We start from the raw sequence: 26,042 nt of genomic DNA, 5'->3' as shown, positions 1-26,042 counted from the left end.
TCTAGTGCTGCGCCAGGTCCAGCACAGTTGCTGTCGGCAACTTCGCCAGCTCGGCGCCGTCGAGCAGCAGCTTGGAGCCGCGGATCCCGCTGCCGATCACCACCAGCCCGGCCTTCACAACGGCCTCGTCGACCAGCACCGGCCAGTCCGCGGGCAGTCCGACCGGCGTGATCCCGCCGTACTCCATGCTGGTCGTGCTGACCGCGTCGTGCTGCGCGGCGAACGAGATCTTCCGTACGCCGAGATGCTTGCGGATCACGCCGTTCACGTCGGCCCGGTCGGTCGCCAGCACCAGCACCGCGGCGTACGACTCCTCGCCGGCCCGCTTGCCGAGCACGATCACGCAGTTGGCCGACGCCTCCATCGGTACGTCGTACTCCGCGCAGAACGCCGCGGTGTCGGCCAGCTCCGCGTCGATCGCAGCCGCGTACGCCGTCACGCCGTCGAGCGCTGCTCGAACCGGCGCGGCCAGCAGCTCCGGAACCTCCAGCGCCGGCCGCCAGTCGAGCTTGCCCATCACTGCTGCGGTCACTGGTGAGCCTCCGGCAGCTTGGTGAGGTCGGCGTACTCCGGGTGCTCGGCGAGGAATTCCTGGTAGAACGGGCAGGCCGGCTTGACCCGGAGCCCGAGCGCGCGGGCGTCGTCGAGCGACTTGGTCGCGATCCGCCCGGCCACGCCGCGGCCGCGGAACTCCGGCAGTGTCTCGGCGTGCAGGAAGGCGATCACGCCCGGGTGCAGCTTGTAGTCGACGAAGCCCATCAGGGTGCCGTCGGCGTCGTGCGCCTCGTACCGACTGTGGTCCTTGGCGTCGACGATGTTGATCTCGTTCTCCATGCTCGCAACTTTAGCCATCTCATCGCGCAGTGACGGACGGTTTTGACTTCGTCACTCCTGGGGTACCGGCGCGGATGGTCGAAAGGAGCAGGGATGAGCGAGCACGCATTGAAGCACGGAAAAGCGATACCGAGTCTCGTGCCGGCCAGGATGGACCGGCTGCCCTGGACCCGGTTCCACTGGATGATCGTCGTCGGTCTCGGCGTCTCCTGGATCCTCGACGGCCTCGAGATCCAGCTGGTGTCGCTGGTCGGGAATGTGCTGAAGGAGCCGGAGACCCTGCACCTGAGCACGGCGCAGGTCGGCCTGATGGCATCGGTCTATCTGGGCGGTGAGGTGGTCGGAGCGCTGGTCTTCGGCCGGTTGACCGACCGGCTCGGCCGACGCAGCCTGTTCATCGTCACGCTGCTCGTCTACCTGCTCGCATCCGGTCTCGCCGGGCTGTCGTGGGACCTCACCTCGCTGCTGATCTTCCGGTTCCTCGCCGGTATGGGGATCGGCGGTGAGTACGCCGCGATCAACTCCGCGATCGACGAGCTGATCCCGTCGCGGTTCCGCGGCCGCGTCGACATCGGCGTCAACGGCACCTACTGGGCCGGCGCGCTGATCGGCTCCGCGGTCGGGCTGGTGTTCCTGAACAAGGACATCGTGCCGATCGAGTGGGGCTGGAGGCTGTGCTTCCTGATCGGCCCGGTGATGGGGTTGATCATCATCTACCTGCGCCGGCACATCCCGGAGAGCCCGCGCTGGCTGATGACGCACGGACGGGTCGAGGAGGCCGAGCGGACCGTCGACGATATCGAGGAGACGGTGCGGCGGCAGGGCGGCGAACTGCGCGAGGTCAGCGACGACGAGGCGATCGAGCTGGTCGACTATCCGCCGGTGACGTACCGCGAGATCGCCCGTGTCATGCTGCGCGACTACCGCAGCCGCTCGTTCCTCGGGTTCTCGATGATGGTCACCCAGGCGTTCCTCTACAACGCGATCTTCTTCACCTACGCACTGGTGCTGAAGTCGTACTTCGGTCTGAGCGACTCCAGCGTCGCGCTGTACTTCTTCCCGTTCGCGATCGGCAACCTGGCCGGTCCGCTGCTGCTCGGCCGGCTGTTCGACACGATCGGCCGGCGGAAGATGATCTTCGGCACCTACACGCTGTCGGCGATCGTGCTGTTCATCACCGCGCTGCTGTTCAACGCCGGCGCCTTGAACGCGGCCTCGCTGACCGGCCTGTGGTGCGTGGTGTTCTTCTTCGCGTCGGCCGGCGCGTCGTCGGCGTACCTGACGGTGAGCGAGATCTTCCCGATCGAGCTGCGCGGCCAGGCGATCTCGTTCTTCTTTGCGATCTCGCAGCTGACCGGTGGTGTGATCGCGCCGTACCTGTTCGCGTCGCTGATCGGTTCGGGCGACAACCCGGCGCGCGGGCCGCTGACGGTCGGTTACATCGTCGGCGCGGCCGTGATGCTGGCCGGCGGGATCATCGCCTGGGTGTTCGGCGTGGACGCGGAAGGCAAGTCGCTGGAAAACATCGCCAAACCGCTGTCGGCGACCGGCGGCGCGACCCGGTTCCAGGGGGCGACCCCGCGGGTGCCACGGACGGAACGCCGCGAACCCTAAGATGACGGCGTGGGTTCGCTGCTGATCGCCGGTACGACGTCGGATGCCGGGAAGACAACCGTGGTCACCGGCATCTGCCGCTGGCTGGCCCGGCAGGGCGTGCGGGTCGCGCCGTACAAGGCACAGAACATGTCGAACAACTCGATGGTCTGCGCCGACGGCACCGAGATCGGCCGGGCGCAGTGGATCCAGGCCGTTGCCGCGGGCGCCGAACCCGAGGCGGCGATGAACCCGGTGCTGCTCAAACCCGGCAGTGATCGGCGCAGCCACGTCGTGCTGATGGGCCGGCCGTGGGGCGAGCTGAGCGCGCGGGGCTTCCTGACCGAGCGGGCCGAGCTCGCCAAGGCGGCGTTCGCGGCGTACGACGATCTCGCGTCGAGGTACGACGTGGTGATCAGCGAGGGCGCGGGCAGTCCGACCGAGATCAACCTGCGCCAGTCCGACTACGTGAACCTGGGGCTCGCGCAGCATACGAGGGCGCCGGTCGTCGTGGTCGGTGACATCGACCGCGGGGGAGTGTTCGCGTCGATGTTCGGCACGGTGGCGTTGCTCGACGCGGCCGATCAGGCCCTGATCAGCGGGTTCCTGGTGAACAAGTTCCGCGGCGACGTGTCGCTCCTGCAGCCGGGGATCGACATGCTCGCCTCGGTCACCGGCCGCCCGACGTACGGCGTCCTGCCGTGGCTGCCCGAGTTGTGGCTGGACTCGGAGGACGCGCTCGACATCCCGGTACGACGTACTTCGCCGGGCGACCTGCTGACGATCGCGGTCGTGCGCTTCCCGCGGATCAGCAACTTCACCGACCTCGACGCGCTCGCGGTCGAGCCGACGAACAGCGTCTTCTTCACCACCAGCCCCGCCGAGATCCGCGACGCCGACCTGGTCGTCCTCCCCGGCTCCCGCGCCACGGTCGCCGATCTGGCCTGGCTCCGCTCGAACGGCCTGGCCGACGCCATCACAGCCAGGGTCACCGCAGGCCTTCCAGTTCTGGGGATCTGTGGCGGGTACCAGATGCTCGGATCATTCGTCTCCGATCCCCATTCAGTCGAGTCGGGCGGCGATCACCCCGGCCTGAATTTGTTGCCCGTCGCAACCACTTTTGTGCGTGAGAAGACGTTGGCGCGACCCACGGCGACGGCCTACGAGATCCACCACGGGGTGGTCGAGGTGACGGGAGAGGCGGATGCATTCCCAGGTGGCTGCCGCAGCGGCAACACCTGGGGCACGATCTGGCACGGTCTGCTCGACGACGACGCCGCGCGGCACGCCTTCCTCACCGAGGTGGCGAGCCTGACCGGCAAGCCCGCGCCCGACGGCTCCGTCTCCTTCGCCGGACTCCGCGCCGAGCGACTGGACCGTCTCGCCGACCTGATCGAGGAGTACGCCGACACCGCCGCCCTCATGCGGTTGATCGAGAACGGCGCCCCGCCCGTTCCCTTCGTGCCACCAGGAGCCCCGTGAAGACCGACCTGCAGGACTACCTCCAAGACACCCGCGCCTTGATGCTCGCCAAGCTCGAAGGGCTCAGCGAGTACGACCGCCGCCGTCCGATGGTCCCGTCCGGCACCAACCTGCTCGGGCTGGTGAAGCACCTGGTCGGGATCGAGTACGTCTACCTCGGGACCAGCGTCGGCCGTCCGCCGGCCGAACAGCTGCCCTGGGAGGCGGACGGCTCGGTCTGGGAAGGCGCCGACATGTGGGCCAAGCCGGACGAGTCCACGGAGTATCTCACCGGCCTCTACATCGAGGCCTGCGCACACAGCGACCGCTCGATCGCCGACTTCGACCTGGATCACCCGGCCGAAGTCCCGCACTGGGCCGAGGGCAACCGCAGTACGACGTTCGGCGCGCTGCTCGTCCGCGTCGTCGACGAGACCGCACACCACGCCGGCCACGCCGACATCGTCCGTGAACTGATCGACGGCCAGGGCGGCAAGGACGCCGACCTGCTCGACGAAACCGGCTGGACGGAGTACTACACGACGATCCAGCGAGCCGCGGAGACCTTCCTGGCGCGCTAGCTCGCGCATGACTGCCCTAAGGCCGGCCATGACGCAGATCGACACCGGACCGGCATGGCCGTGATCCTCGTAGCAAGACAAGGGCCTGGCGCGAGGAAGAGGTGCCGCATGGGAGCGATGAAGAAGGTCGAGGACCCACGCGACCAGCGGAGTATGGAGGCGGCCAAGGACGGACTCGGGGTCACACTGCGGCTGGCATTCCTACGCCGGATGGATCCGGTCGGGGCGCAGGACGACGGTGGCCGGAGAACAGTGCCTCGAGGACGGCGAAAGATTGTGATGGGGCTGTCCCTGACGGCCGTGTCGGCGGGAGCCGCAATCAAGTGGCACACCGTCGCGATGTGGCTGGATCACCTGCCGTGGTAACTCCGATCGAGCACGCGGCTCAGCTGTCGTGGTTCGGACAGGCGTGGCTGAGGTCGATGACCTCGACAGCGATGTCGGCCAGGAACTCAAGGGTGGGTGGAGACAACCCGGGAACACAAGCAACGAGCGGAAGCCGGAGGTGGAGGAGACCGGCCAGTAGCGCTGCCTCGGCCTCGGTTATCGAATCCATCGCGCTCCGGAGCCGAACCCGCCACCCGAGCGAGGCCGCCGGTGTCTGCGCGATGCGAACGGGAACAGGCAACGCGGCGGAGAGGAAGGACGGCTCGAGCGCCGGCACCCACCCCTCGGTGCATGGACAGGGCTGAAGCATGATCTCGGCGATGTCGTGCAGGTCGCCGGCGCAGGCCCCCGCGTGGTCGAGCCGGGCCTCCAGCGCGGCCTTGAACACGGCGGCGTACTCGTTGGGCAGCACGACGTACTCCTGCGTCGCGCGGATCTCTTTGCCGTCCGAGGTGCGAAGCTCACCATCCTGTAGCAACGCAAGCAGCGCATACCTGTCGATGGCCAGTTGCGCGGCAACCACGTCATCGTCCATGGCGCGGCGGCTTCAGTCGGGAGTGGTCGATCTTGAGATCCTCGATGAACCGATCGGCCTCCGTCGTCGGGACTACCAGAACAGCCCAACCGAAGTCCAGAACGAAGATCGGAATCTCCAGTACGTCGTTCCGGTTGTCGGCCCAGCGGTTGTACGCGTCCTTGGGGATCACCACCTGGCCGGGCCGCTTCTTCAATCCCTTCCTTGTGACAAATGTTCCGTCCCGACCGAGCCGGAGCAGGCTTCTCCGCTTTTGCGCGCGCAGGGCGCGCTTGGCGGCTTCACCACGTGCCTTCGCCTCCTGCTCCGGCGTCTTAGGGCCGTTGTCGTCTGACATGGCGGACGTCCTCACGTTCGTCGTCTCGACTGGTTAGTGATCGTCTTGGTCAGCCGGCCCGATCGGGAGGGCATTGAGATCCTTCAGCACGCGGGCGTAGACCGGGTCTGCCTCGGCCAGGTGCATCTCCAGGGTCGATGTGTAGAACCGCGCGTCCGCCGAGATCGACAGCAGCAGACGCCCTTCCTTCACATTGATGAGCCGCGAGTGCAGCTCCGTGATACTGAGCGCGATGATTTCGTTGCTGGTAATACCTAGATCGCGGGCGATTTCCTCGTATTTCGACCAGACTGAGGTCTCAATCCGGAACAGTGCCTCGACATAGTTGGCGGTATCGGTCTCGGGCGTGTTCATTGACATCTCCCGGATCCTCCTCGTAGTGGTGGTGTGCCAGGCCAAGGCATGGCTCAGCCTGCCTCCGCTTGGTCGGGTTCCGAGACGGTGGCTGGCGGCTCGGTGCTTGCCGTCCGGCGGCGCTTGGCCTTCCATTCGTCGACGAAGGTGCTTGTCGTCGAGCGGCCGGTGTCCTCGAACAGGTCGCTGGGAACTGCAGTTGCGGCGGGCTTGATCTGCTTGCGAGTGGTAGCGAGATCGCGCAGGCTGACCAGGAGGTTTTCGGCCCCTTGGTCCTGGTCGGCACGCGGCCGGCAGATGCCGTCGGCGAGCATCCGTTGTCGGATCGCTGCTCGGACTGTGGGGGCAGCGGTCGCGGTGGCGAGCCGGATCGCGATCGAGCAGGTCAGGTCCTCGCCATGATGCCCGGTTCGAACGAACGCGTGGCCCCGACCTAGACTGCGGACGTCGGATTCCCGGAGCGAGAGTTCCTCGGCGAAGCGTGCGACGTCCCGTCCGGCGGTCTTCATCGCGATCAGGGTGCCGACGTTCGAGAAGATTGCGTCGGCCAGGCGGGAGCTCGTGGCGCCCTCGTACAGCGAAAATGCTTCGAGCTGCCGGAGGTTCTGGTGAGCGATCGTCAGGCCGAGTCTGAACTTGCGGGCCTCCGCTACCAACTCCTCGAGGTCGGTCGTCACGAACCGCTGGAACTCGTCTACGTGGACGTAGAAGGGACGTCTCGCGTCATGACCACTCAGCTGTGCCTCCTGGAAGAGCCGGTCGAAGATCAAGGCCCCGAGCACCGACGCGGTTGCCGCCGGCATGTGTGTATCAGGCAGCCGAACCAGGAGGATCTTGTTCTGCCGGTAGATGTCACGGATGGACAGCGGGCTGTCAGTCAGTTGCGTGGTGATCGCGCGCAGCGCGGAGTGTGGACCCAGGTCGTTGAATTTCGCTGTCACCCAGCGCGAGGTCTCGGCCAGCTCGGAGCCGCGCATGTTGAACAGTCGAGTCCATTCCTCACCGAGATCGGGCCGGACCTCTTTGACCGCGGAACTTGCCCAGCGTTGCAGCTTGTCGCTTTTCACGATCTCGATCGCCGCCGCAAGCGTCGGGTAGGCGCCGGTCTTCGGTACCAGCGCGGCGGTGGTCTCGAGCGCCAAGCGGACCGAGTCGGCAAAGACCGGCCCCGCGAACTGGTTGAATGTCCGCTTGGCGAAGAGATCGACGACCCGCGCGGTGCTCTCGACGTACTCGGTCTGTCCGTGGGTGTCCAAGGTCAACGGATTGAGGAGCGGTATGGCGTCCGGGTCGCCGAAGTCGAGCAGCGTGACATCGCCGGCCCGGTCGCCGACGGTGTCGAGTAGGTGATCGATGAGATCTCCGTGCGGCGTGATCACCGCAACGCCGTACCCGGCCCTGATGTCCTGCTCGGCGATCAGCTTCATCAGATTGGTTTTGCCGGAACCTGTCTTGCCGACGATGTACAGATGCCGGAGACGCTCCTCCTCTGAGATACGTACCGCGGATGCACGGTCCCAGTCCGGGCCCTGCACGCTGGTCGTGCCGAGCGTCGCGCCGTCCACGTCCGACAGATCATGTGCAGCAGGGATTGTCGTCGGGCCGCTCTGTATTCCCCGGCCCTGTAACGGGCCGTAGGGTGCGTGCCAGGCTCGGAGTGCCAGCTCTGGCGAGTAGACCGGCGGCAACGTGCGCTGGACTTCGCGGCCAGTGCAGATCCGCACCGGCAGCCCGAGCACGCTGTGTCCGATGAGGTGCAGGAGCCCAGGGTCCACGAGACGCTTGGCAGCCACGGAGACCTCGAGGCTGAGCCCTGCGGCCCCGTCGCTGCTGTGCAGGCTCGCCAAAAAGGGCAGTCCCGGATCGAAGTCAAACGCGGACAGATCTCCCAGTTGCGCGGGTACTGTCGCCATGCTCTCCGATGGGAGCCCGGTCGCTGTGCAGCTGATGTCGATGGCGATCGGCGTACCGCGGTGCCGGACTAGGTCGACGAGCACAGCCCAGTCCGGTTTCACCGGAAGAGCCGTGCCATCGGGTACCAAGTACCGCCGAGATCGCTGGGTCGCAGCGGTCGGGTGCCGGTCTCGCGACAGGCTGTACCCGGCGGCCAGCGCCACGCTCGCGATGTTCTCCAGTTCCAGCAGCGAAGCCGGCGCCAACTCTAGGTTCTCGGGCGCAGAGCAGATCAACGACATCCGCGCTCCAACCGACGACGGTTTGGGGTGCGGAACCGCTTCCAGACGCCAGGTCAAAGCGACCCCTCGTGGCATGTTCGCCAATGCCTTGAGAAGCAACAGTTGGTTGGACAGCGATTGCCGTGTCATCGACCCCTGGTGGGAGATGATTTGCAGCGCCCAGAAAGGCTTCATGCGGTGAGGTTCGCCTAACGGAGCGACGGCCGCAACGATTCTCATGCCTGCCGAAGCAGATGCATGACAGCGCTTGTCGGCCGCGTCGGCGTCTTCGACACTGCGAAGCGAGAAAGCTCGCTGGGAGGCCTGCAGATGTTGGAACTGGACACCGAACTGCTGGACCAGCTTGGGCTCGGATCGCTGAGCCCGGAGACTAAGAAGGCATTCCTTGAGCAGATGTACTCCACAATGGAGCTGCGCGTCGGCGTGCTCCTCGCGTCCACACTGTCTGCGGAAGCGATGAGGGAGTTCGAGCAGTTGGTCGACGCAGGTGACGAGGAGGCTTCGCTCGCGTGGCTTGAGGCGAACTGCCCGGACTATCGCGAGGCGGTGAATGCCGTGTTCGCGGATCTGAAGGCCGAAGTTGCCCGTTCCGTACCCGATATCCTCGATGCCGAGAAGTGAGCGAGAGACCCCATTGCTGGCGGGTCGGTTGCGCAAGACTGTCCGAATGGATCACTTCGAGCGTCTGCGCGGACGGCTGTTCGGGATTGCGTACCGGATGACCGGGACGGCGACCGACGCCGAGGAGATCCTGCAGGATGCTTGGCTGCGCTGGCAGGACGCGGACCGTACGTCGGTGCGGGATCCGGACGCGTATCTCGCGAAGATCGTCACCAACCTGTCCATCAAGCAGCTCACGTCCGCGCGAGCCCGGCGCGAGCTGTACGTCGGGGAGTGGTTGCCGGAGCCGGTGCTGACGGGGCGGCCCGAGTTCGACACGCTTGGGGTGGTCGCCGAGCGGGACTCGGTGTCGTTCGCGCTGCTGCTCTTGCTGGAGCGGCTGACTCCGGCCGAGCGTGCGGCGTACGTCCTGCATGAAGCGTTCGGGTACAGCCATCGCGAAGTGGCCGAGCTGATCGGTACGACGGAAGCCAACGCGCGGCAACTGTTGTCCCGCGCTCGCAAACGGGTGGCGACCGACCGTCGGCACCCGGTCGACCGCGTCCGTTGGCGCGAGCTCGTGGACCGCTTCCTGGCAGCGGCGCAGTCGGGCGAGATCGAGCAGCTCGAGCGTCTGCTGGCCGAGGACGTCGTCTCCACTGCGGACGGCGGCGGCAAGGTGATCGCGGCCCGGAACCCGGTCGTCGGCCGGACCCTGGTGGCGCGCTACCTGATCGGGACGCTGCAGAAGTTCGGCGCGGGCTTCGTCATGCGGTTCGCCGAGGCGAACGGCGAGCCGGTGCTCGTCGCCGAAAGCGCCGACGGGCTGATGGCGGTGTGCTTCATCGAGGCCGGTCCGGAGGGTGTGAGCGACCTCCGGTTCGTGCTGAATCCGGACAAACTCATTTTCGCCGCCGCCCAGCTGTCACAAATCGGAGGGCTGTCGGATCTGAGCTGGTGAACCGAAAGGACACCAGATGACTTCCCTTCTCGTCACCGGCGGGACCGGTCGCCTCGGCCGGCCGGCTGTGAACGCCTTCCGCGCGGCCGGACACCAGGTACGCGTGCTCAGCCGACGGGCCGGACCCGAACATGTCGTCGCCGACCTCACCACCGGCGAAGGGCTGACTGCCGCGGTCCAGGGCGCCGACGTGGTTGTGCATCTCGCCACCAGCGCGCGCGGCCAGGACGCGCAGCAGACCCGGAACCTGCTCGGGGCCGTAGCCGGGCTGCGGCACCTCGTGGTGATGTCGATCGCCGGGATCGACCGCATCCCGCTCGGCTACTACCGGGCGAAGCTCGAGGTCGAGCGGCTGGTCGAGGAGTCGGGCGTGCCGTACACGATCCTGCGCGCCACCCAGTTCCACGACCTGGTCGCCCAGGTCTTCGGCGCCCAGCGTTATCTCCCCGTCGTGGTCGCGCCGAAGATGATGATGCAGCCGATCGCCGTCGAGGACGTCGCCACCCGGCTGACGGAGCTGGTCGGCGCGCCGCCGGTGAAGGGGCGGGCGCCCGACATCGGCGGGCCCGAGCGCCTCTGGGTGCCGGAGCTGGCCCGGATCTGGAAGCGGGCGAAGGGTTCGCGGCGCCCGATCGTGCCGGTCCGCCTGGGCGGCAAGGTGTTCCGCGCCTTCGCTGCGGGCGACGCGATGGTGGACGGCCCGGCGTACGGGCGGATCACGTTCGCGGAGCACCTGGGATGAGGACCTACGTTCGCACGGTGCTCGTGATCTTCGCCGCGCTCCAGCTGGTCCTCGGCGTCTGGCTGACGTTCCTGCCGGAGTCGTTCTACGACAACGTGCCGACAGTCGACTGGGATCCGCCCTTCAGCGAGCACGCCTTCCGCGACTTCGGCAGTGCGTCGCTCGGTCTGGCGATCGTGCTGGCCGCCGCGGCGATCCGGCCCGAACGTTACCTCGCGGGCGTCGCCCTGCTGGCGTACGTCGCGTTCGCGCTGCCGCACATGGTCCTCCACCTCAGTCACCTGCAGCACGGCGAGGTCGGCTGGTCGATCGTGCTCGGGGTGGTCGTGACCCTGATGTTCGTGCTGCCTGCCAGTGCATTGCTGGGAGTTCGCAAGTTGACTTGACGACTGTGACAGTAGAACTGTCACAATAGCGCCCATGGGTCCACTCGAGGGCGTCAAGGTGGTCGAGCTGGCGGGGATCGGTCCGGCGCCGTTCGCGTGCATGATGCTGGCCGAGCTCGGCGCCGAGGTACTGCGCATCGATCGCCCCGGCGGCAGCCTGTCGCTCGGCCCGCCGGAGCTCGACCTGCTCAACCGCGGTCGCCGGAGCGCGGCGCTCGACCTGAAGCAACCCGCGGCGGTAGACGTCGTACGCCGGCTTGTCGCGCAGGCCGACGTACTGATCGAAGGGTTCCGGCCCGGTGTCGCCGAGCGGCTCGGTCTCGGGCCGGAGGAGTGCCACGCGATCAACCCGCGGCTCGTGTACGGGCGGATGACCGGCTGGGGCCAGGACGGTCCGCTCGCGCAGACGGCCGGACACGACATCGACTACCTGGCCCTGTCGGGTGCGTTGCACCTGATCGGCAGGGCCGGCGGACCGCCGCAGGTGCCGGCCAACCTGCTCGGCGACTTCGCTGGCGGATCGCTTTATCTGGTGATCGGCGTACTCGCGGCGCTGCACAGCGGGCAGGGGCAGGTGGTCGACGCGGCGATCGTCGACGGGTCGGCGCATCTGACCACGATGCTGCTCGGTGCGCTCGCAGCCGGGTCGTGGCGGCAGGAGCGCGGGACGAACCTGCTGGATACCGGTGCGCCGTTCTACGACGTCTACGAAACTGCCGACGGGAAGCACGTCTCGGTCGGTGCGCTCGAGCCGCAGTTCTACACCGAGCTGATCGAGAAGCTCGGGGTCGACGTACCCGATCGCAACGATCCGGCGCAGTGGCCGGAACTGCGCAAGGTGCTGACCGAGACGTTCAAGCAGCGAACACAGGCCGAGTGGACCGAGGTCTTCGCCGGGTCCGATGCCTGCGTCGCGCCCGTCCTGCCACTCGCCGCCGACCATCCGCATCTCGTTGCCCGAGGCACCTTTGTGGACCATCACGGCGTCCGGCAGCCCGCGCCCGCCCCACGCTTCGACCGTACGCCGACCAGCCTGGATCGACCGCCCGCGCGTCCGGGGGAGCACACCCGCGAGGCCCTGACCGACTGGGGCATCGCCGATATCGACACCGTGCTGGAATCCGGCGCCGCCGTACAGAACTGAGAGAGGAATCCGCCCGTGGAACGTCAGCTCTTCGACGCCGATCACGATGCCTTCCGGGAGACCGTTCGCGCCTTCTGCGAGAAGGAGATCGTCCCGCACCACGACAGTTGGGAGGAAGCCGGGATCGTCCCGCGCGAGCTGTGGACCGCTGCCGGCGGTGCGGGTCTGCTCGGCTTCATGATGCCGGAGGAGTACGGCGGGGGCGGGGTGCGCGACTTCCGGTTCAACACCGTGCTGATCGAGGAACTGACCCGGGTCCGTGCGAGTGGGGTCGGCTTCACCATCCACACCGACATCAACTCGGCGTACCTGCTCGACTATGCGACGCCTGAGCAGAAGGCGCGCTGGCTGCCTGCGTTCTGCGCGGGGGAGACGATCAGCGCGATCGCGATGACCGAGCCGGGCGCCGGGAGCGACCTGCAAGGCATCCAGACCACCGCACGTCGCGATGGTGACCACTACGTGCTGAACGGCCAGAAGACCTTTATTTCCAACGGCATCCTTGCCGATCTGGTGATCGTGGTCGCCAAGACCGATCCGGCGGCCGGTGCGCAAGGCATCTCGCTGCTCGTGGTCGAGCGCGGTATGCCCGGATTCGAGCGCGGGCGGAACCTCGACAAGATCGGCCTGAAGGCACAGGACACCGCCGAGCTGTTCTTCGACGACGTACGGGTGCCCGCGGAGAATCTGCTCGGTGAGGAGGGCAAGGGCTTCATCTACCTGATGGAGAAGTTGCCGCAGGAACGCCTGACCATCGCCGTGGTTGCGGCTGCCGCCTGCGAGAACATGCTCGAGGACACCCTGCGGTACGTGAAGGATCGCAAGGCGTTCGGCCGCCCGATCGGCTCGTTCCAGAACAGCCGCTTCGTACTGGCCGAACTCGCCACCGAGACGCAGATCGCCCGTGTCTTCGTTGATCGCTGCGTCCAGGAGCTCAATGCCGGCACGCTGAGCGTTGCCGAGGCCGCGATGGCGAAATGGTGGACCACGGAGCTGCAGAAGAAGGTCGTCGATCGTTGCCTGCAGCTCCATGGCGGCTACGGCTTCATGACGGAGTACCCGATCGCCAAGGCCTACCTGGACACCCGGATCCAGACCATCTACGGCGGCACTACGGAAATCATGAAAGAAATCATCGGTCGGACGATGGGCGTGTAGCGGACAACTACCTGCCGGTGAGGTGCCGGCAGGTAGTCGTCCGCAGGCCTCCGCGGCGAGACGGAGCCTGCGCCTGAACTGTCAGCAGTGCGGTGGAATGAGACCGAAGCTGAGTGGCACCGTGCCGTGCCAACCCCTCCCGAGTGGCGCGACACATTGGGCGCCGGGGTCTGGGGCATGCCTGAACAGGCGGCCTCAGCGTAGCGGGCAAACCGGCAGCACGCCAGGGCTGCCACCCGCCGGGCGTGACAATGGGCTATCCAGGCGTCACCGATCGGAGTGCGCTCATGGTGAGGCGGCCCTGGACGACATCGTCGGCGACGTCGGTCAGCCGGCGACTGTTGGCGCGCGCATAGTGCCGCAGTACGACGAAGGCCTCGTCGACGTCGATCGAGAGGCTGTGGGTGAGGAATCCCTTCGCCTGCTCGATCAGCACCCGGCTGTTGAGGGCCGTCTGCAGTTGCTCCGTGACGACCTCCTGCCTGGCCATGGCGCGCTGGTGAACGATGCCGATGGTTGCGGCATCGGCCAGTGCTTGCCCGAGGGTGATCGTGTCGGCGTCCAGCTGGCCGGTCGACCTGCTGAACAGATTCACCGCCCCGACCACCTTGTCGCGGAGCCGCATCGGGAGTGCCTGCACAGACAGATAGCCGGCCCCGATGGCGGCCGCGGTGAAGCGCGGCCACCGGCCCCGGGCGTCCCGAAGGTCCGGGTGCTGCACCGGATGTCCGGTGCTGAACGCGTCCAGGCAGGGACCTTCGGAGTTCTGCAGCTGGGTCAGCTCGACCAGGCGTGCTTGTTCGGTGGAGGCCGCAACCAGGTTCAGTACGCCGTGATGGTCGGCCAGCAGGATGCCGCAGGCCGAAACTCCCAGCAACTCGCTGCACCGGGCTGCGAGGCGGTCCAGGAACTCGATGATGTCGAAATCGTCGACGAGCGTGTCCGACAGCTCGATGAACACCTCGCGCACTCTACGGTCAGTTGCGCTCATCAGTCCTCCTCCTGTTCGTTCTCGGCGTGGTCAGGGTCCAGCTCCTTCGGATCGGTCGGTCCGCCGGGTGGGGACGAGCCACTCTCGAGCTTGAGGCTTCCGGACATCACGTCGGCGGCGACGCGGTGCAGCGGCTGACCGCTGCTGTAGGCGTGGGCCCGCAGCAGCGCCAGCGCATCGGCAACGCTGACGCCTTCCTGTGCCGCGAGGCGTCCCGCGGCCTGGTGCACCTCGGCACGCCGGGCGGTGAACGCGGCCTCGATCATCTCGTCCAGGTCGGCGCTGACGCCGTGACGCTGGTCGAGGGCGAGAACGAACACCGCGTCGGCGAACACCAGCGCATCCTGTAGTTGTTCGGCCCGCAGCGGCCCGGCCTGCCGCCGGTACACGCTGAGCACGCCCACCTTGGCGGCCCCGGCGGCGACCGGGAAGGCGAACGCGCCGTGCATTCCTCGGCCGGCCACGGCCGCCGAGAACGACGGCCACCTGCGGCCGGCGTTGAGGCCGGCCAGATCGGTCTCGAGCACCGGCGCGCCGGCGGAGATCGCGTCGCCGCTCGGGCCCTCACCCAAGGAGGACTGCAGTTCGTCCAGCTCGCCGATCTCGGCATCGGTGGCCAGCAACGGCTCGAGCATCCCGCCGCTACTCGTCAGGGCGAGCCCGGCGCCGGCAGCGGACAGCACCTGCGCACAGGCCGTCACTGCGTGCAGCAACGAGAGCGAAGAGTCATCGCCGTTGGCAACAGCTCTGATCGCCCCCCACACTCTGGCGCTGCGCTCGTGATCCACCCGTTCCGTCCAGATTCGAACCGCCGCGGGGCGGATGGTCCACCCTAGCGGTCGGACCGCACAACTTCTGATCATCGCGTCGCGCGCCACCCACTGTGTTCACCGCGGCGAGTCTGCGCCGGGTCCGTGATCCGCCGGCGTCACCCGCCAGAGGCCTTCCCGTACCCGCTGCCGCGATTCTCACTCGTCGGCCGTCGGCTCCTCGCCCGGCGGCACCTCGGCCTCGGACTCCGGCGACGTCGACTCGCCGGGTCGTGTGCGTACGGACTTCTCGCTCACCACGGCGGCGCGTACGCCGTACCACTCGCTCATGACGGGGGCCTCCCGGACCGATCGGCGATGCGCGAAGCTACCGAGGTCCGGGGTAGCGCCAGGCTGCCAATTGTACTCCTCGGGGCCTGCTCGGCGTCGTCCTGTCGCGCGGGTCGTTCTGTCATGGTTGACTGCCTTCAGGAATCGAGGGAGGTCGCCATGGGCATCGTTTCTCCGGGGTTCACCGGTCGGCGGCGGAGCGGGACAGAGCTTCCGCCCGGGCAGTACCTGACCCGTGAGTTCCCGGTTCTGTCGGCCGGGCCGACACCGCATGTGCTACCGGAGCACTGGGAGTTCACCGTCACCAGCGAGACGGGTGAGAAGTACAAGTGGGACTGGGCCGCGCTGATGGCGTTGCCGGCCGAGGAGATCACCAAGGACATCCACTGCGTGACCCGGTGGTCGAAGCTGGAGACGACTTGGAAGGGCGTCTCGCTCGACACGCTGCTTGCGGACGTCGAGACCGGCGCCGACTACGCGATGGCACACAGCTACGGCGGTTACACGACGAACGTGCCGATGGACGACCTGCTCGACGGGCAGTCCTGGATCGCCTACGAGTACGACGGCGAGCCGCTGGACCCCGAGCACGGCGGACCGGCCCGGCTGCTCGTCCCGCACCTGTACTTCTGGAAGAGCGCCAAGTGGGTCCGCGGTCTCGTGCTCTCCGACACCGAGGACCTCGGCTTCTGGGAGACGGCCGGCTACCACGAGTACGGAGACCCATGGAAAGAACAGCGATACGCCGGCGACTGACCTGGCAGGTCGGCACCGTCACCGACGTACGGCGTGAGACCGAGACGGCGCGGACGATCGTGCTCGAGGTACCGGACTGGCCGGGGCATCTCGCCGGGCAGCACCTCGACGTGCGGCTGACCGCGCCCGACGGATACCGGGCATCGAGGTCGTACTCGATCGCCTCGGCGTGGAGCGGGTCGGACAGTTCGACGATCGAGCTGACGGTCGAGCAGGTGCCTGACGGCGAGGTCTCGCCGTACCTGGTCGACGTGATCAACGTCGGCGATCCGCTCGAGATCCGCGGACCGGTCGGCGGCTGGTTCGTGTGGAAACCGGAGCAGGACGGGCCGGTGCAGCTGATCGGCGGGGGATCGGGTGTCGTCCCGCTGCGGGCAATGCTGCGTTCGCACGCCTCGGCCGGCAGTACGACGCCGTTCCGGCTGCTGTACTCCGTCCGACGTCCGGAGTCCGTGATCTACGTGAGCGACCTCAAAGAGCTCGCCTCGTCGGACGACGTCGACGTCCGGCTGGTGTACACGCGGGATGCGCCGGCGGGGGAGCCGCGGGTCGGGCGGATCGATGCCGACGTGATCTCGCAGTACGCGTTCAAGCCGGAGGACGGCGCGACGACGTACGTGTGCGGGCCGACGCCGTTCGTGGAAACGGTGGCGGATCTGCTGGTCGCCGCGGGACACGATCCGGCGCGTGTGCGGACAGAACGATTCGGACCGACAGGAGACTCGCGATGAGTGAGACCAATTATCTGGACGGCAACGCTGCCGCCGGGTCGCTGAGTGAGTTGTTCGCCGTCGACCTGACCGCGGCCATCGCGCAGTGCAACGGCTGCGGCCACACGGCCGTCTTCGCGGAGGCGCACGTCTTCGTCGACGCCCCAGGCATGGTGGCCCGCTGCCCGGGCTGCGACTCCGTGCTCCTGCGCATCGTCACCACGCCCAACGACACGTACCTCGACCTTCGGGGCCTGACCTACCTGCGGGTCCCGAACTCCTAACGAGGTTTGCTCTGGGTCCGGCGGATCGTGTCGCGCTGGGTCTCGCCGACGGCTCGTTCGTAGGCGAGCACCAACCCCTGGATCGTGACGGGCTTGAAGCGTTCGACCAGGTGCTGGATGTGCTCCGGCGGGCCGCCGGAGTCGCGGTAGTGCGGCCAGACCTTGGTGCGGAAGACCTCGGTGAGTTCCTCGGCGAGCGCGCGGCCGTGCTCGGTGAAGATGCGTCCGGCGTCCAGCACTGCCTCGACCGGCAGGTCCAGGTCGAGCAGCTCGACGCCGAGGCTGAGGTGTGCGGTCGCGACCTGGAACACGTCCTCGTCCGGCGTCGGCTCGACCACTCCGAGCGCGACCAGCATCTCGATGTCGTCGTCGGTGAGCTCCCGGCCGGTACGCCGTACCAGCGCCGTCCGGTCGAGCGTTTCGGGGAGGTCGCGCATCCACGGCGTCAGCAGCGTGCGGTGCAGCGCGATGTCCTGCGGGGTCGCGTCGACCGGGATCCGGTCGAGGTAACCCTCGATCGCCTGGAGCGTGAAACCGTGCGCCTGGAGTTCGCGCACGAGGTCGAGGCGCGCGATGTGTTCAGGTCCGTAGTACCCGACCCGCCCGCGTCTGATCGGCGGCGGGATCAGGCCCCGGCCCGCATAGAAGCGCAAAGTGCGCACAGTCATTCCGACGCGCGCCGACAGTTCATCAACTGTCAGGGTGGCGTCGTCCCCCGAGACATCCGACATGGCGGAGATCATAACGACCCGCACTTGACCATCATGACAGTGCAACTGTCACAATCGGGTCCATGACCAGCGAAGCGTTTCTGTACGACGCGATCCGGACACCGCGCGGCAAGGGCAAACCGACCGGCGGGTTGCACGAGGTCAAGCCGATCCAGCTGATCACCGGCTTGCTGCAGGAGCTGCGGACGCGGCATCCCGATCTGGACGCGACCGCGATCGACGACGTCGTCCTCGGGGTCGTGACGCCCATCGGCGACCAGGGCATGGACATCGCGCGGACCGCCGTCCTGATGGCCGGCTATCCGGAGACGACCGGCGGCGTACAGCTGAACCGCTTCTGCGCATCCGGCCTGGAGGCGGTCAACCAGGCGGCGCAACGGGTGCGATCGGGCTGGGAGGACTTCATCCTCGCCGGCGGCGTCGAGTCGATGTCGCGCGTGAAGATGGGCTCCGACGGCGGCGCGTGGGCGATGGATCCGGAGACGGCGCTCGAGACCGGCTTCATCCCGCAGGGCATCAGTGCGGACCTGATCGCGACCATCGACGGCTTCTCGCGGACCGACGTCGACACGTACGCCGCCGAGTCGCACGCCCGCGCCGCGAAGGCCTGGGCGAACGGATACTTCGCGCGCTCCGTCGTACCCGTGACGGATCGCAACGGTCTGCAGATCCTGGACCACGACCAACTGGTCCGGCCGGGTACGTCGGTCGAGACGCTCGCCGGGCTGCCGCTGTCGTTCGCGGCGATCGGGGAGCACGGCGGGTTCGACTCGGTCGCGCTGGAGAAGTACCTGACCGTCGAGCGGATCGAGCACGTGCATCATGCGGGCAACTCGTCAGGCATCGTCGACGGCGCCGCGCTGGTTGCTGTGGGCAACGAGAAGGCCGGCGAGGCGCTCGGTCAGGCGCCCCGCGGCCGCGTGGTCGCAGTCGGCGTCAGCGGCGCGGATCCGACCATCATGCTGACCGGCCCGGCGCCGGCCGCCCGGAAGGCGCTGGCTCGCGCCGGGCTGGAAGCGAGCGATATCGACCTGTTCGAGATGAACGAGGCGTTCGCCGCGGCGGTCATGCACTTCATGAAGGATCTCGGCGTACCGCATGAGAAGGTGAATGTGAACGGCGGCGCGATCGCTCTCGGTCACCCGCTCGGCGCCACCGGCGCGATGCTGATCGGAACCTTGCTGGACGAGCTGGAGCGGCGCGAGCTCCGGTACGGACTGGCCACCCTGTGCGTCGGCGGCGGGATGGGCGTCGCGACGATCATCGAGAGGCTTGCGGCATGATCGACTGGACCAACTCCGACGGCATCGTCACGCTGACCCTGAACGACCCGTCCGCCTCGGCGAACACGGTGAACGACGCGTATCTGGCGGCGATGGGCTCGGCCGTCGAGCGGCTGCAGGCCGAGAAGGAGTCGCTGCGCGGCGTCGTCATCACCAGCGCCAAGTCCACCTTCTTTGCCGGCGGCAACCTGCAGATGCTGTCGCAGATCCAGCCGTCGGATGCGGCGCAGGTGTTCGAGACCGTCGAGGAGGTCAAGCGGCAGCTCAGAGCCCTTGAAACGTCGGGTATTCCGGTCGTTGCCGCGATCAACGGATCCGCGCTCGGTGGCGGGCTGGAGATCGCGCTCGCCTGCCATCACCGGATCGTTGCCGACGACAACCGCATCGAACTCGGCGTACCCGAGGTCACGCTCGGTCTGCTGCCCGGCGGCGGGGGAGTGACCCGCACGGTCCGGATGCTCGGGCTGCAGGACGCGCTGATGAAGGTGCTGCTGCAGGGCCAGCGGATGAAGCCCGCGCACGCATTGTCGGTCGGGATCGTGGACGAGGTTGTCGCCGCCGACGATCTTTTGGACGCGGCGCGCCGGTGGATCACGGCGTACGACGGTGACGCCAAGCAGCCCTGGGACCGGGATGGCTACAAGATCCCGGGCGGTACGCCGTCCTCGCCGAAGCTGGCCGCGTTCTTGCCCGCCTTCCCGGCGAACCTGCGCAAGCAGCTCAAGGGCGCGCCGTACCCGGCGCCGCGGGCGATCATGAGCGCGGCGGTCGAGGGCAGCCAGGTCGACTTCGCGACGGCCTCGCGGATCGAGTCGCGGTACTTCGTCTCGCTGGCCACCGGGCAGATCGCGAAGAACATGATCCAGGCGTTCTTCTTCGACCTGCAGTCGATCAACGCCGGCGGGTCGCGGCCGGCCGACGTACCTCGCTTCGCGGCCCGCAAGGTCGGGGTGCTGGGCGCCGGGATGATGGGCGCGGGGATCGCGTATGTGTGCGCGAAGGTGGGCATCGAGGTGGTGCTGAAGGACGTCTCCTTGGACGCCGCTTCGAAGGGCAAGGTGTACTCCGAGAAGCTGCTGGCGAAGCAGGTGTCGAAGGGGCGCATGTCTGCTTCGGACGTCGAGCAATTCCTCAGCCGGATCACGCCGACCGGGGACCCGAACGATCTGGCCGGGTGCGACCTGGTGATCGAGGCCGTCTTCGAGGACGCGGGTCTCAAGCAGAAGGTGTTCGCGGAGATCGCCGGCGTGGTCGAACCGGACGCGTTGCTCTGCTCGAACACGTCGACGCTGCCGATCACCTCGCTCGCCGACGGGATCGACCGGCCGGACGACTTCATCGGCATGCACTTCTTCTCGCCGGTGGACCGGATGCCGCTGGTCGAGCTGATCGTGGGTTCGAAGACGTCCGACGCGACGATCGCGCGCGCCTACGACGTCGTACGGCAGATCAAGAAGACGCCGATCGTGGTCAACGACAGCCGCGGGTTCTTCACGTCGCGGGTCTTCGGCACGCTCGTGATGGAAGGCGCCGCGATGGTTGCCGAAGGTGTCGACCCGGTGATGATCGAGCGGGCCGCGACCCAGGCCGGCTTCCCGGCGCCGCCGCTGGCGATGCTCGACGAGGTGACGCTGACCCTGCCGCAGAAGATCCGCGACGCGGCTCGCGCGGCCGGCGACAGTGCCGGTGCATTCGACGATCATCCCGGGATGGCGGTTGCCGATCGTCTGGTCAATGAGTTCGACCGTCGCGGTAAGGCCGCGGGTGCGGGGTTCTACGACTATCCGTCGGACGGCCCGAAGCGTTTGTGGCCAGGACTGTGGGAGCACTTCGCCCATGACAACGACGTACCGCTGATCGATCTGCAGGAGCGGATGTTGTTCGCGATGGCGCTCGAAACGGTGAAGTGTCTCGACGAGGGCGTACTCCGATCGGTGCCTGATGCCAACATCGGATCGATCTTCGGCATCGGGTTCCCGCCGCTGCACGGAGGCGCGCTGCAGTACGTCAACGCCTACGGACTGCAAGCTTTCGTTGCCCGGTCGCGCGAATTGGCCGCTGTATACGGTGCACGCTTCGAGCCGCCGGAACTGCTGGTCCGACAGTCAGCCGCCGGTGAGATGTTTACGTGATCACGGCCTGACAACATTCCACACATTCAAACAAAGAAGGTCGCAGTCCGGTCTTGCGCGCAGCGCACTTTTGAGTCATCGTGCTAGGCACTTCTACAACGATTGACCTGTAGTAGTTGTGCCAACTCAGAGATGCTTAACGTCGTTAAGTAACTCGGAACCGTGCGTCGTACCCCTGCGACGTTCCCTCTCGGGAAGGTGGAATTCATGCCTGCTCATGTTCCGAACGCCGGATTGTCCCGGCGGGATCTACTCAAGCGGACCGGTGGACTGGCCGCACTGGCCGCGTTCACCGCGGCCTGCGGCGGTAATACCGGCCGACCGTCCTCAGGGGGCGGAGGCGGCGGGGAGAAGGTCAACCTGTCGCAGTGGTACCACCAGTACGGCGAGACGGGCACTCAGCAGGCCGCGCAGAGGTACGCCAAGGCCTACACCGACGCGAACGTGGCGGTGCAGTGGACCCCCGGTGACTACGACGCCAAGCTCGCGTCCGGCCTGCTGTCCAGCAAGGGCCCGGACGTCTTCGAGGGTCACTTCAACATCGCCATGGTGAAGAGCAACCAGGTGGTGCCGCTGGACGACATCATGGCTGACGTCAAGGACGACTTCCAGCCGGGCGACCTGGCCACCAACACGCTCGACGGCAAGATCTACGGGATCCGGATGATCATCGACCCGCAGGTCATCTACTACCGCAAGAGCCTGTTGGACAAGGCCGGAATCAAGCCGCCGGAGACGATCGACGACCTGATCTCCGCGGCCAAGGAACTCACCACGAACAAGGTGAAGGGCATCTTCGTCGGCAACGACGGCGGCAACGTCATGGGCGGTCCGGCGCTGTACTCGTCCGGCGGTGAGTTCCTGACCAAGGACAACAAGCCCGGCTTCACCGATGCCCGAGCCGCCCAGGCCTTCGGCAAACTGCACGAGCTGTACGCGAGCAAGAGCGTCCTGCTCGGCGCGCCGACGGACTGGTGGGACCCGACCGCCATCAACCAGGGCCTGGTGGCGATGCAGTTCATCGGCATGTGGGCGGTGCCGGGAATGCAGAAGGCGCTGGGCGACGACATCGGCGTCATCCCGTTCCCGAAGCTCGACGCGCAGGCCCAGCCGGCCGTGTACTCCGGCGGGTGGACGCAGTTCGTCTCCGCGAAGAGCCCGAACGTCGACGCGGCGAAGAAGTTCGTCAAGTGGCTGTGGATCGACAAGTCGGAGTACCAGGAGGACTGGTCGCTGAACTACGGCTTCCACATTCCGCCGCGCAAGAGCCTCGCGGCCAAGGCCTCCAAGCTGCAGAGCGGCGTCGCCGCCGACACGGTCAAGCTGACCCAGGACCACGGCTACACCGACAACCCGGCGTGGACGCCGAAGATGGGCACGGCGTTCGGCGACATGCTGACCAACGTCATCAAGAAGGGAGCCGACCCCGCCGCCGAGATCGCGAAAGCCGAGAAGACAGTCAACGCTGAGCTTTCCCGGTTGTTCGGATGAGCGCTCCGACCAAGACGCCGTCGGCCGCGGACTCCGTCACCACTGGTGAGCGGCGGAGACCGCGGCGGCGCCGGCAGAAGGGGATCGCCGGCAACACCCTGTGGTTCTGGGTGTTCGTCGGGCCGTTCGTGCTCGGCCTGCTGATCTTCTCGTACCTGCCGATCATCTGGAGCCTGGTCCTCAGCTTCTTCGAGGCCTACAACACCGCGACGCCGTCGAAGTTCGTCGGGCTCCGCAACTACATCGACATGCTCACCGACCACAACTTCCTGTCGAGTCTGGGCACGTTCACGATCTTCGCGGTGTTCATCGTGCCGCTGACGTTCGTGCTGTCGCTCGTGCTGGCGTTGCTGGTCAACCAGGTCAAGATCGCGCGGGCGTTCTTCCGGTCGGTGTTCTTCCTGCCGACCGCCTGCTCGTACGTCGTCGCGTCGCTGATCTGGCGCTTGTCGATCTTCAACGGAGTCCGGTTCGGCCTCGCCAACACGGTGCTCGGCTGGTTCGGTATCGACAACATCGCGTGGCTCTCGACCGTCTCACCGCCGTGGTACTGGCTCCCGCTGGTCACCGTCCGGTTGTGGCTTCAGCTCGGGTTCTACATGATCCTGTTCATCGCGGGGCTGCAGCGGATCTCGCCGACGCTGTACGAGGCGGCGTACGTCGACGGGGCCAAGCCCGGGTGGCAGGTCTTCCGGTACATCACGCTGCCCCAGCTCCGGGCGACGTCGGTCGCCGTACTGATCCTCAACTTGATCGCGGCGTACCAGGCGTTCGACGAGTTCTACAACCTGATCGGCAACGTGAACTACGCGCGGCCGCCGCTGGTCTACCTGTACGGCATCTCGCTCGGCTCGATCCAGGACCTCGGGCACGGCTCGGCCGGCGCGCTGATCCTGGCGGTCATCATCATGATCGTGACGCTGCTGCAGAGCCGGATCTTCGGCTTCGGAAAGGCGGGCGACTGATGGCAGTCTCTGAGCGTACGACGGGAACGCCGCAACCGATCGGCTTCACCCAAAGTGGGTGGGGCCGGGTCGGGATGGTGCTGCGGTGGATCGCGCTGTTCATCGCGGTCGTGCTGTTCCTGCTGCCGTTCTACCTGATTCTCCGCAACGCGCTGTCCACCGAGGCCGACATCACGGCGCCTGCGTGGACGTTGTTCCCGACGCATCTGCAGTGGAGCAACATCAAGGAACTCTTCGACGACACCCAGGTCCCGATGGCGCGGGCGCTGTACAACTCCGCAGTTGTCGGCGTCCTGGGTACGGCGGGACAGTTGCTGTTGGCATCTATGGCTGGGTATGGGTTGGCGCGGATCCCTTACCGGCACGCGGACAAGATCTTCTACGCGATCGTCGCCACACTGATGATCCCGGGCGCGGTCACCTTCATCCCGTCGTTCATCGTGGTGTCGTCGCTCGGATGGGTGTCGTCGCTGCGTGGCCTGATCATCCCGACGCTGTTCAGCGGGTTCGCGGCGTTCCTGTTCCGGCAGTACTTCCTCGGCTTCCCACGCGAGCTCGAGGAAGCGGCGCGCGTTGACGGCGCCGGGTACTTCGGCGTGTTCTGGCGGATCGTCGTACCGAACTCATTGCCGTTCTTCGCTGCTTTGGCCGCCATCACCTTCATCGGCAACTGGAACTCGTTCCTCTGGCCACTCGTCATCGGCCAGGACTCGTCCTCATGGACCATCCAGGTCGCGATGTCGACGTTCATCACAGCCCAAACCATCAACATCCACGAACTCTTCATGGCGGTAGCGGTCTCGATCCTCCCGCTGGTACTCATCTTCGCCTTCCTCCAGCGCTACCTAATCCAGGGCGTAACCCAATCCGGCATCAAAGACTAAAAAGGACACCGCTCCGCGGCGGCTGTCTTGTTAGCCGCCTCCGGCGGCGAGCGAATCCGTCTACCGGGCAGCTGCCCCGGCGAATCGCACGACCAGGCGGGGAGTCCACCAGGCTCCCCGCCGCGCCATGCCGCTCACCGTCCAAAGGACACCGCTTCGCGGCGGCTGTCTTATTGGCCGCCTGGGGCGGCGTGTATGTCGCGCCCGTGCGATCGTTCCGGCGAATCGCACGGACGGGCGGGTAGTCCACCAGGCTCCCGCCGTCCCACCCATGGCGCGTCCAACCGACCGCTGCGCGAGGACTGAACTCGGGGCGCCTCCGGCGAGGCCGCATCTGTTGCCTCGGGCAGATGATGTCACCGCTTGCTCGCATGTGGGCCTTTGAGCGGTCGTAGTCGTGTAGGCCGCGGGTGCGAGTCCGTTGCCGAACGCCCACCTCAGGCATAGGTATCGAACTCGCCCCCGGGGGTCGTAGATCGAGATCTGCTTGCGGTCACGCCATAGGACCTGCCTACATCCGCGCATAGAACTCATCGATACGTCTTCGGCGGGGCCGCCTTCCAGGCTCGCTCGAGCGAATCGTCCCAAGTGCCATCGCGATCGAAACTGGCCGCACGGCAGCCCCGGGACATGGGTGCCTTGGCGGAATGGCGCCAAGCAGCGTCCCCAACCCGCGCTATGGCGTGGCTGCAGTAGCGGCAGACCGCGTACTCCATCAACTCGTCAACTAGCCTCTCGAACTGTGCGGTGCGGTCCGCGGCCTCTGCTTTGATGCCCCGGAGTACTTCCTCGGCATTGGACACGCCCGCCGAATCTATGAGGTCGCGTACAAGTCGCGCGGCCTCGACCGCAATGTCGAGTCTCTGCGCGGCATCCACCAGGCTTCTCGCAGCGCTGCTGGGCGACCTACGCACAGTTCGTTCCGCCAACTCAACCGATGGCCGACTCACCGCCGTCAGGTCGTCGCGAGCCTTCTGCTCTCGGTCTCTCAGGCGCTCGCGAGCCACCTCGAATGCCCACGCCTCGGTGGATGCCTTCTTGGCGACATTGAAGTGAGTGCTGGTCGCCGAGTCCATCACAGTGTGAAACTCCTTCATCAGCGCTCCCCACTCGGCACCGCCCGCGAAGTTCTCAGGGCGCCAGCCGTAGTGACGGGTGAGCTCGTCGCGGACTCGGTCGGAGTGGTGCAGGCTTTTCCGTACCGGTGCAGACGTCTCGATGTGCAGGCCAACGCGTTCGGCCCTTGCCAGTAGTTCCGGATCCACGCCGTCCCATTTCAGATGGGCGTCACGTTCACAGGCATAGTCGACCCAGGACCAGAAGGCCTCGGCATCCGCGACATCGGGCGCCTCTGTCAACGACGGTTGAAAACGGACCCCTTTGCGGCGGTTGAAAGTGGACCCCGTGCTGGTTGTCATGGTTGGTCGTCGGTTGGTGTGGGGATCCG

At 66.8% G+C, this 26,042-nt stretch carries 28 protein-coding genes; 17 read left to right on the top strand and 11 right to left on the bottom strand.

All coding sequences use genetic code 11. From position 1 onward, the window contains the following. Position 1 precedes the first annotated feature (1 nt). Complete coding sequence (locus EV645_RS40215; RefSeq protein WP_130450351.1) at positions 2–532, bottom strand: YbaK/EbsC family protein; 531 nt, start codon at positions 530–532, stop codon at positions 2–4. Continuing rightward, the gene (locus tag EV645_RS40210) at positions 529–834 is read right to left on the bottom strand and encodes a GNAT family N-acetyltransferase (protein WP_130450349.1); all 306 of its coding nucleotides are present in this window, start codon (positions 832–834) and stop codon (positions 529–531) included. Before EV645_RS40210 ends, EV645_RS40215 begins: the two co-directional genes overlap by 4 nt. A gap of 93 nt (positions 835–927) precedes the next feature. On the opposite strand from EV645_RS40210, the gene EV645_RS40205 reads away from it, so the two are divergent. From EV645_RS40205 to EV645_RS40190, 4 genes are all read left to right on the top strand, one after another. Further along, positions 928–2,448 (top strand): MFS transporter, encoded by a 1,521-nt coding sequence (locus EV645_RS40205; RefSeq protein ID WP_130450347.1) that lies wholly within the window; start codon positions 928–930, stop codon positions 2,446–2,448. Between the two features lie 9 nt (positions 2,449–2,457). Then, positions 2,458–3,909, top strand: a complete 1,452-nt coding sequence (locus EV645_RS40200) for a cobyric acid synthase (protein ID WP_130450345.1) — start codon at positions 2,458–2,460, stop codon at positions 3,907–3,909. Then, complete coding sequence (locus EV645_RS40195; RefSeq protein ID WP_242000960.1) at positions 3,906–4,469, top strand: DinB family protein; 564 nt, start codon at positions 3,906–3,908, stop codon at positions 4,467–4,469. Before EV645_RS40200 ends, EV645_RS40195 begins: the two co-directional genes overlap by 4 nt. A 108-nt stretch (positions 4,470–4,577) precedes the next feature. Continuing rightward, positions 4,578–4,835, top strand: a complete 258-nt coding sequence (locus EV645_RS40190; RefSeq protein ID WP_130450343.1) for a hypothetical protein — start codon at positions 4,578–4,580, stop codon at positions 4,833–4,835. Between the two features lie 19 nt (positions 4,836–4,854). Here the strand turns inward: EV645_RS40190 and EV645_RS40185 are convergent, their stop codons facing one another. The 4 genes from EV645_RS40185 to EV645_RS40170 are packed head-to-tail and all read right to left on the bottom strand — an operon-like array spanning position 4,855 to position 8,934. After that, positions 4,855–5,391, bottom strand: a complete 537-nt coding sequence (locus EV645_RS40185; protein WP_130450341.1) for a hypothetical protein — start codon at positions 5,389–5,391, stop codon at positions 4,855–4,857. Continuing rightward, the gene (locus EV645_RS40180; RefSeq protein WP_130450339.1) at positions 5,381–5,728 is read right to left on the bottom strand and encodes a hypothetical protein; all 348 of its coding nucleotides are present in this window, start codon (positions 5,726–5,728) and stop codon (positions 5,381–5,383) included. Before EV645_RS40180 ends, EV645_RS40185 begins: the two co-directional genes overlap by 11 nt. A gap of 33 nt (positions 5,729–5,761) precedes the next feature. After that, a complete protein-coding gene (locus EV645_RS40175; RefSeq protein WP_130450337.1) occupies positions 5,762–6,082 on the bottom strand; it encodes a hypothetical protein in 321 nt (106 codons plus the stop codon). Between the two features lie 53 nt (positions 6,083–6,135). Continuing rightward, positions 6,136–8,934: a type IV secretory system conjugative DNA transfer family protein gene (locus EV645_RS40170; protein WP_130450335.1), complete on the bottom strand. Its 2,799-nt coding sequence runs from the start codon at positions 8,932–8,934 to the stop codon at positions 6,136–6,138. Positions 8,935–8,944: 10 nt separating this feature from the next. Between EV645_RS40170 and EV645_RS40165 the strand changes: the two genes are divergently transcribed. From EV645_RS40165 to EV645_RS40145, 5 genes are read left to right on the top strand one after another with little or no spacing between them, the layout of a single operon-like run. Then, on the top strand, positions 8,945–9,838 hold the full coding sequence (locus tag EV645_RS40165; RefSeq protein ID WP_130450333.1) for an RNA polymerase sigma-70 factor: 894 nt from the start codon (positions 8,945–8,947) through the stop codon (positions 9,836–9,838). A 16-nt stretch (positions 9,839–9,854) separates the two neighbouring features. Beyond that, positions 9,855–10,580, top strand: coding sequence for an SDR family oxidoreductase (locus EV645_RS40160; RefSeq protein ID WP_130450331.1), 726 nt, complete (start codon positions 9,855–9,857; stop codon positions 10,578–10,580). Then, the gene (locus EV645_RS40155) at positions 10,577–10,966 is read left to right on the top strand and encodes a DUF4345 family protein (RefSeq protein WP_130450329.1); all 390 of its coding nucleotides are present in this window, start codon (positions 10,577–10,579) and stop codon (positions 10,964–10,966) included. Before EV645_RS40160 ends, EV645_RS40155 begins: the two co-directional genes overlap by 4 nt. Before the next feature lie 34 nt (positions 10,967–11,000). Next, positions 11,001–12,110 (top strand): CaiB/BaiF CoA transferase family protein, encoded by a 1,110-nt coding sequence (locus EV645_RS40150; RefSeq protein ID WP_130450327.1) that lies wholly within the window; start codon positions 11,001–11,003, stop codon positions 12,108–12,110. 15 nt (positions 12,111–12,125) lie between these two features. Beyond that, positions 12,126–13,268, top strand: coding sequence for an acyl-CoA dehydrogenase family protein (locus EV645_RS40145; protein WP_130450325.1), 1,143 nt, complete (start codon positions 12,126–12,128; stop codon positions 13,266–13,268). 256 nt (positions 13,269–13,524) lie between these two features. On the opposite strand, the gene EV645_RS40140 is transcribed toward EV645_RS40145, so the two are convergent. The 3 genes from EV645_RS40140 to EV645_RS43270 all read right to left on the bottom strand — a co-directional run bounded on the left by EV645_RS40140 (position 13,525) and on the right by EV645_RS43270 (position 15,359). Beyond that, entirely contained in the window at positions 13,525–14,259 is a 735-nt protein-coding gene (locus EV645_RS40140; protein ID WP_130450323.1) for a GAF and ANTAR domain-containing protein, read from the bottom strand. Then, positions 14,259–15,047 carry a GAF and ANTAR domain-containing protein gene (locus tag EV645_RS40135; RefSeq protein WP_157997271.1) on the bottom strand — a complete coding sequence of 263 codons (789 nt, stop codon included), beginning with the start codon at positions 15,045–15,047 and terminating at the stop codon, positions 14,259–14,261. Before EV645_RS40135 ends, EV645_RS40140 begins: the two co-directional genes overlap by 1 nt. A gap of 180 nt (positions 15,048–15,227) precedes the next feature. Then, positions 15,228–15,359, bottom strand: a complete 132-nt coding sequence (locus EV645_RS43270) for a hypothetical protein (protein WP_277877161.1) — start codon at positions 15,357–15,359, stop codon at positions 15,228–15,230. A 159-nt stretch (positions 15,360–15,518) separates the two neighbouring features. Between EV645_RS43270 and EV645_RS40130 the strand changes: the two genes are divergently transcribed. Genes EV645_RS40130 through EV645_RS40120 form a run of 3 tightly spaced genes read left to right on the top strand, consistent with a single transcriptional unit; the run spans position 15,519 to position 17,109 of the window. Further along, positions 15,519–16,115 carry a sulfite oxidase-like oxidoreductase gene (locus EV645_RS40130; protein ID WP_130450319.1) on the top strand — a complete coding sequence of 199 codons (597 nt, stop codon included), beginning with the start codon at positions 15,519–15,521 and terminating at the stop codon, positions 16,113–16,115. Further along, complete coding sequence (locus EV645_RS40125) at positions 16,085–16,846, top strand: ferredoxin reductase (protein ID WP_130450317.1); 762 nt, start codon at positions 16,085–16,087, stop codon at positions 16,844–16,846. Before EV645_RS40130 ends, EV645_RS40125 begins: the two co-directional genes overlap by 31 nt. Next, entirely contained in the window at positions 16,843–17,109 is a 267-nt protein-coding gene (locus EV645_RS40120) for a DUF6510 family protein (protein ID WP_130450315.1), read from the top strand. The genes EV645_RS40125 and EV645_RS40120 overlap by 4 nt, the downstream gene beginning before the upstream one ends. Here EV645_RS40120 and EV645_RS40115 read toward each other — a convergent pair. Beyond that, a complete protein-coding gene (locus EV645_RS40115; RefSeq protein ID WP_242000959.1) occupies positions 17,106–17,840 on the bottom strand; it encodes a MerR family transcriptional regulator in 735 nt (244 codons plus the stop codon). The two genes, EV645_RS40120 and EV645_RS40115, sit on opposite strands and share 4 nt — an antisense overlap. Positions 17,841–17,902: 62 nt before the next feature. Here EV645_RS40115 and EV645_RS40110 point away from each other — a divergent pair, with 62 nt between their 5' ends. The 5 genes from EV645_RS40110 (at position 17,903) to EV645_RS40090 (ending at position 24,595) form a co-directional block, all read left to right on the top strand. Next, entirely contained in the window at positions 17,903–19,123 is a 1,221-nt protein-coding gene (locus tag EV645_RS40110; RefSeq protein ID WP_130450313.1) for an acetyl-CoA C-acetyltransferase, read from the top strand. Next, the gene (locus tag EV645_RS40105; protein WP_130450311.1) at positions 19,120–21,255 is read left to right on the top strand and encodes a 3-hydroxyacyl-CoA dehydrogenase NAD-binding domain-containing protein; all 2,136 of its coding nucleotides are present in this window, start codon (positions 19,120–19,122) and stop codon (positions 21,253–21,255) included. The genes EV645_RS40110 and EV645_RS40105 overlap by 4 nt, the downstream gene beginning before the upstream one ends. Before the next feature lie 207 nt (positions 21,256–21,462). Further along, positions 21,463–22,746, top strand: a complete 1,284-nt coding sequence (locus EV645_RS40100; protein WP_130450309.1) for an ABC transporter substrate-binding protein — start codon at positions 21,463–21,465, stop codon at positions 22,744–22,746. Further along, positions 22,743–23,711 (top strand): carbohydrate ABC transporter permease, encoded by a 969-nt coding sequence (locus EV645_RS40095; protein ID WP_130450307.1) that lies wholly within the window; start codon positions 22,743–22,745, stop codon positions 23,709–23,711. The genes EV645_RS40100 and EV645_RS40095 overlap by 4 nt, the downstream gene beginning before the upstream one ends. Beyond that, positions 23,711–24,595, top strand: a complete 885-nt coding sequence (locus EV645_RS40090; RefSeq protein ID WP_130450305.1) for a carbohydrate ABC transporter permease — start codon at positions 23,711–23,713, stop codon at positions 24,593–24,595. Before EV645_RS40095 ends, EV645_RS40090 begins: the two co-directional genes overlap by 1 nt. A gap of 530 nt (positions 24,596–25,125) precedes the next feature. Here the strand turns inward: EV645_RS40090 and EV645_RS40085 are convergent. Continuing rightward, positions 25,126–26,042 (bottom strand): hypothetical protein (locus EV645_RS40085; protein ID WP_206751468.1); only part of this gene is annotated, 917 nt, incomplete at its 5' end.

Source organism: Kribbella rubisoli, from assembly GCF_004217145.1.
In the GTDB taxonomy this organism is placed as follows: domain Bacteria; phylum Actinomycetota; class Actinomycetes; order Propionibacteriales; family Kribbellaceae; genus Kribbella; species Kribbella rubisoli.
The sequence above is the reverse complement of the archived record's forward strand: the minus strand, read 5'-3'. Positions and strand labels throughout refer to the sequence as shown.

Coding starts and splice junctions, on each gene's coding strand:
- EV645_RS40210 (WP_130450349.1), bottom strand. CDS start 834: ATGGAGAACGAGATCAACATCGTCGACGCCAAGGACCACAGTCGGTAC.
- EV645_RS40205 (WP_130450347.1), top strand. CDS start 928: ATGAGCGAGCACGCATTGAAGCACGGAAAAGCGATACCGAGTCTCGTG.
- EV645_RS40190 (WP_130450343.1), top strand. CDS start 4,578: ATGGGAGCGATGAAGAAGGTCGAGGACCCACGCGACCAGCGGAGTATG.
- EV645_RS40185 (WP_130450341.1), bottom strand. CDS start 5,391: ATGGACGATGACGTGGTTGCCGCGCAACTGGCCATCGACAGGTATGCG.
- EV645_RS40180 (WP_130450339.1), bottom strand. CDS start 5,728: ATGTCAGACGACAACGGCCCTAAGACGCCGGAGCAGGAGGCGAAGGCA.
- EV645_RS40175 (WP_130450337.1), bottom strand. CDS start 6,082: ATGAACACGCCCGAGACCGATACCGCCAACTATGTCGAGGCACTGTTC.
- EV645_RS40165 (WP_130450333.1), top strand. CDS start 8,945: ATGGATCACTTCGAGCGTCTGCGCGGACGGCTGTTCGGGATTGCGTAC.
- EV645_RS40160 (WP_130450331.1), top strand. CDS start 9,855: ATGACTTCCCTTCTCGTCACCGGCGGGACCGGTCGCCTCGGCCGGCCG.
- EV645_RS40155 (WP_130450329.1), top strand. CDS start 10,577: ATGAGGACCTACGTTCGCACGGTGCTCGTGATCTTCGCCGCGCTCCAG.
- EV645_RS40150 (WP_130450327.1), top strand. CDS start 11,001: ATGGGTCCACTCGAGGGCGTCAAGGTGGTCGAGCTGGCGGGGATCGGT.
- EV645_RS40140 (WP_130450323.1), bottom strand. CDS start 14,259: ATGAGCGCAACTGACCGTAGAGTGCGCGAGGTGTTCATCGAGCTGTCG.
- EV645_RS43270 (WP_277877161.1), bottom strand. CDS start 15,359: ATGAGCGAGTGGTACGGCGTACGCGCCGCCGTGGTGAGCGAGAAGTCC.
- EV645_RS40130 (WP_130450319.1), top strand. CDS start 15,519: ATGGGCATCGTTTCTCCGGGGTTCACCGGTCGGCGGCGGAGCGGGACA.
- EV645_RS40125 (WP_130450317.1), top strand. CDS start 16,085: ATGGAAAGAACAGCGATACGCCGGCGACTGACCTGGCAGGTCGGCACC.
- EV645_RS40120 (WP_130450315.1), top strand. CDS start 16,843: ATGAGTGAGACCAATTATCTGGACGGCAACGCTGCCGCCGGGTCGCTG.
- EV645_RS40115 (WP_242000959.1), bottom strand. CDS start 17,840: ATGTCGGATGTCTCGGGGGACGACGCCACCCTGACAGTTGATGAACTG.
- EV645_RS40110 (WP_130450313.1), top strand. CDS start 17,903: ATGACCAGCGAAGCGTTTCTGTACGACGCGATCCGGACACCGCGCGGC.
- EV645_RS40105 (WP_130450311.1), top strand. CDS start 19,120: ATGATCGACTGGACCAACTCCGACGGCATCGTCACGCTGACCCTGAAC.
- EV645_RS40100 (WP_130450309.1), top strand. CDS start 21,463: ATGCCTGCTCATGTTCCGAACGCCGGATTGTCCCGGCGGGATCTACTC.
- EV645_RS40095 (WP_130450307.1), top strand. CDS start 22,743: ATGAGCGCTCCGACCAAGACGCCGTCGGCCGCGGACTCCGTCACCACT.
- EV645_RS40090 (WP_130450305.1), top strand. CDS start 23,711: ATGGCAGTCTCTGAGCGTACGACGGGAACGCCGCAACCGATCGGCTTC.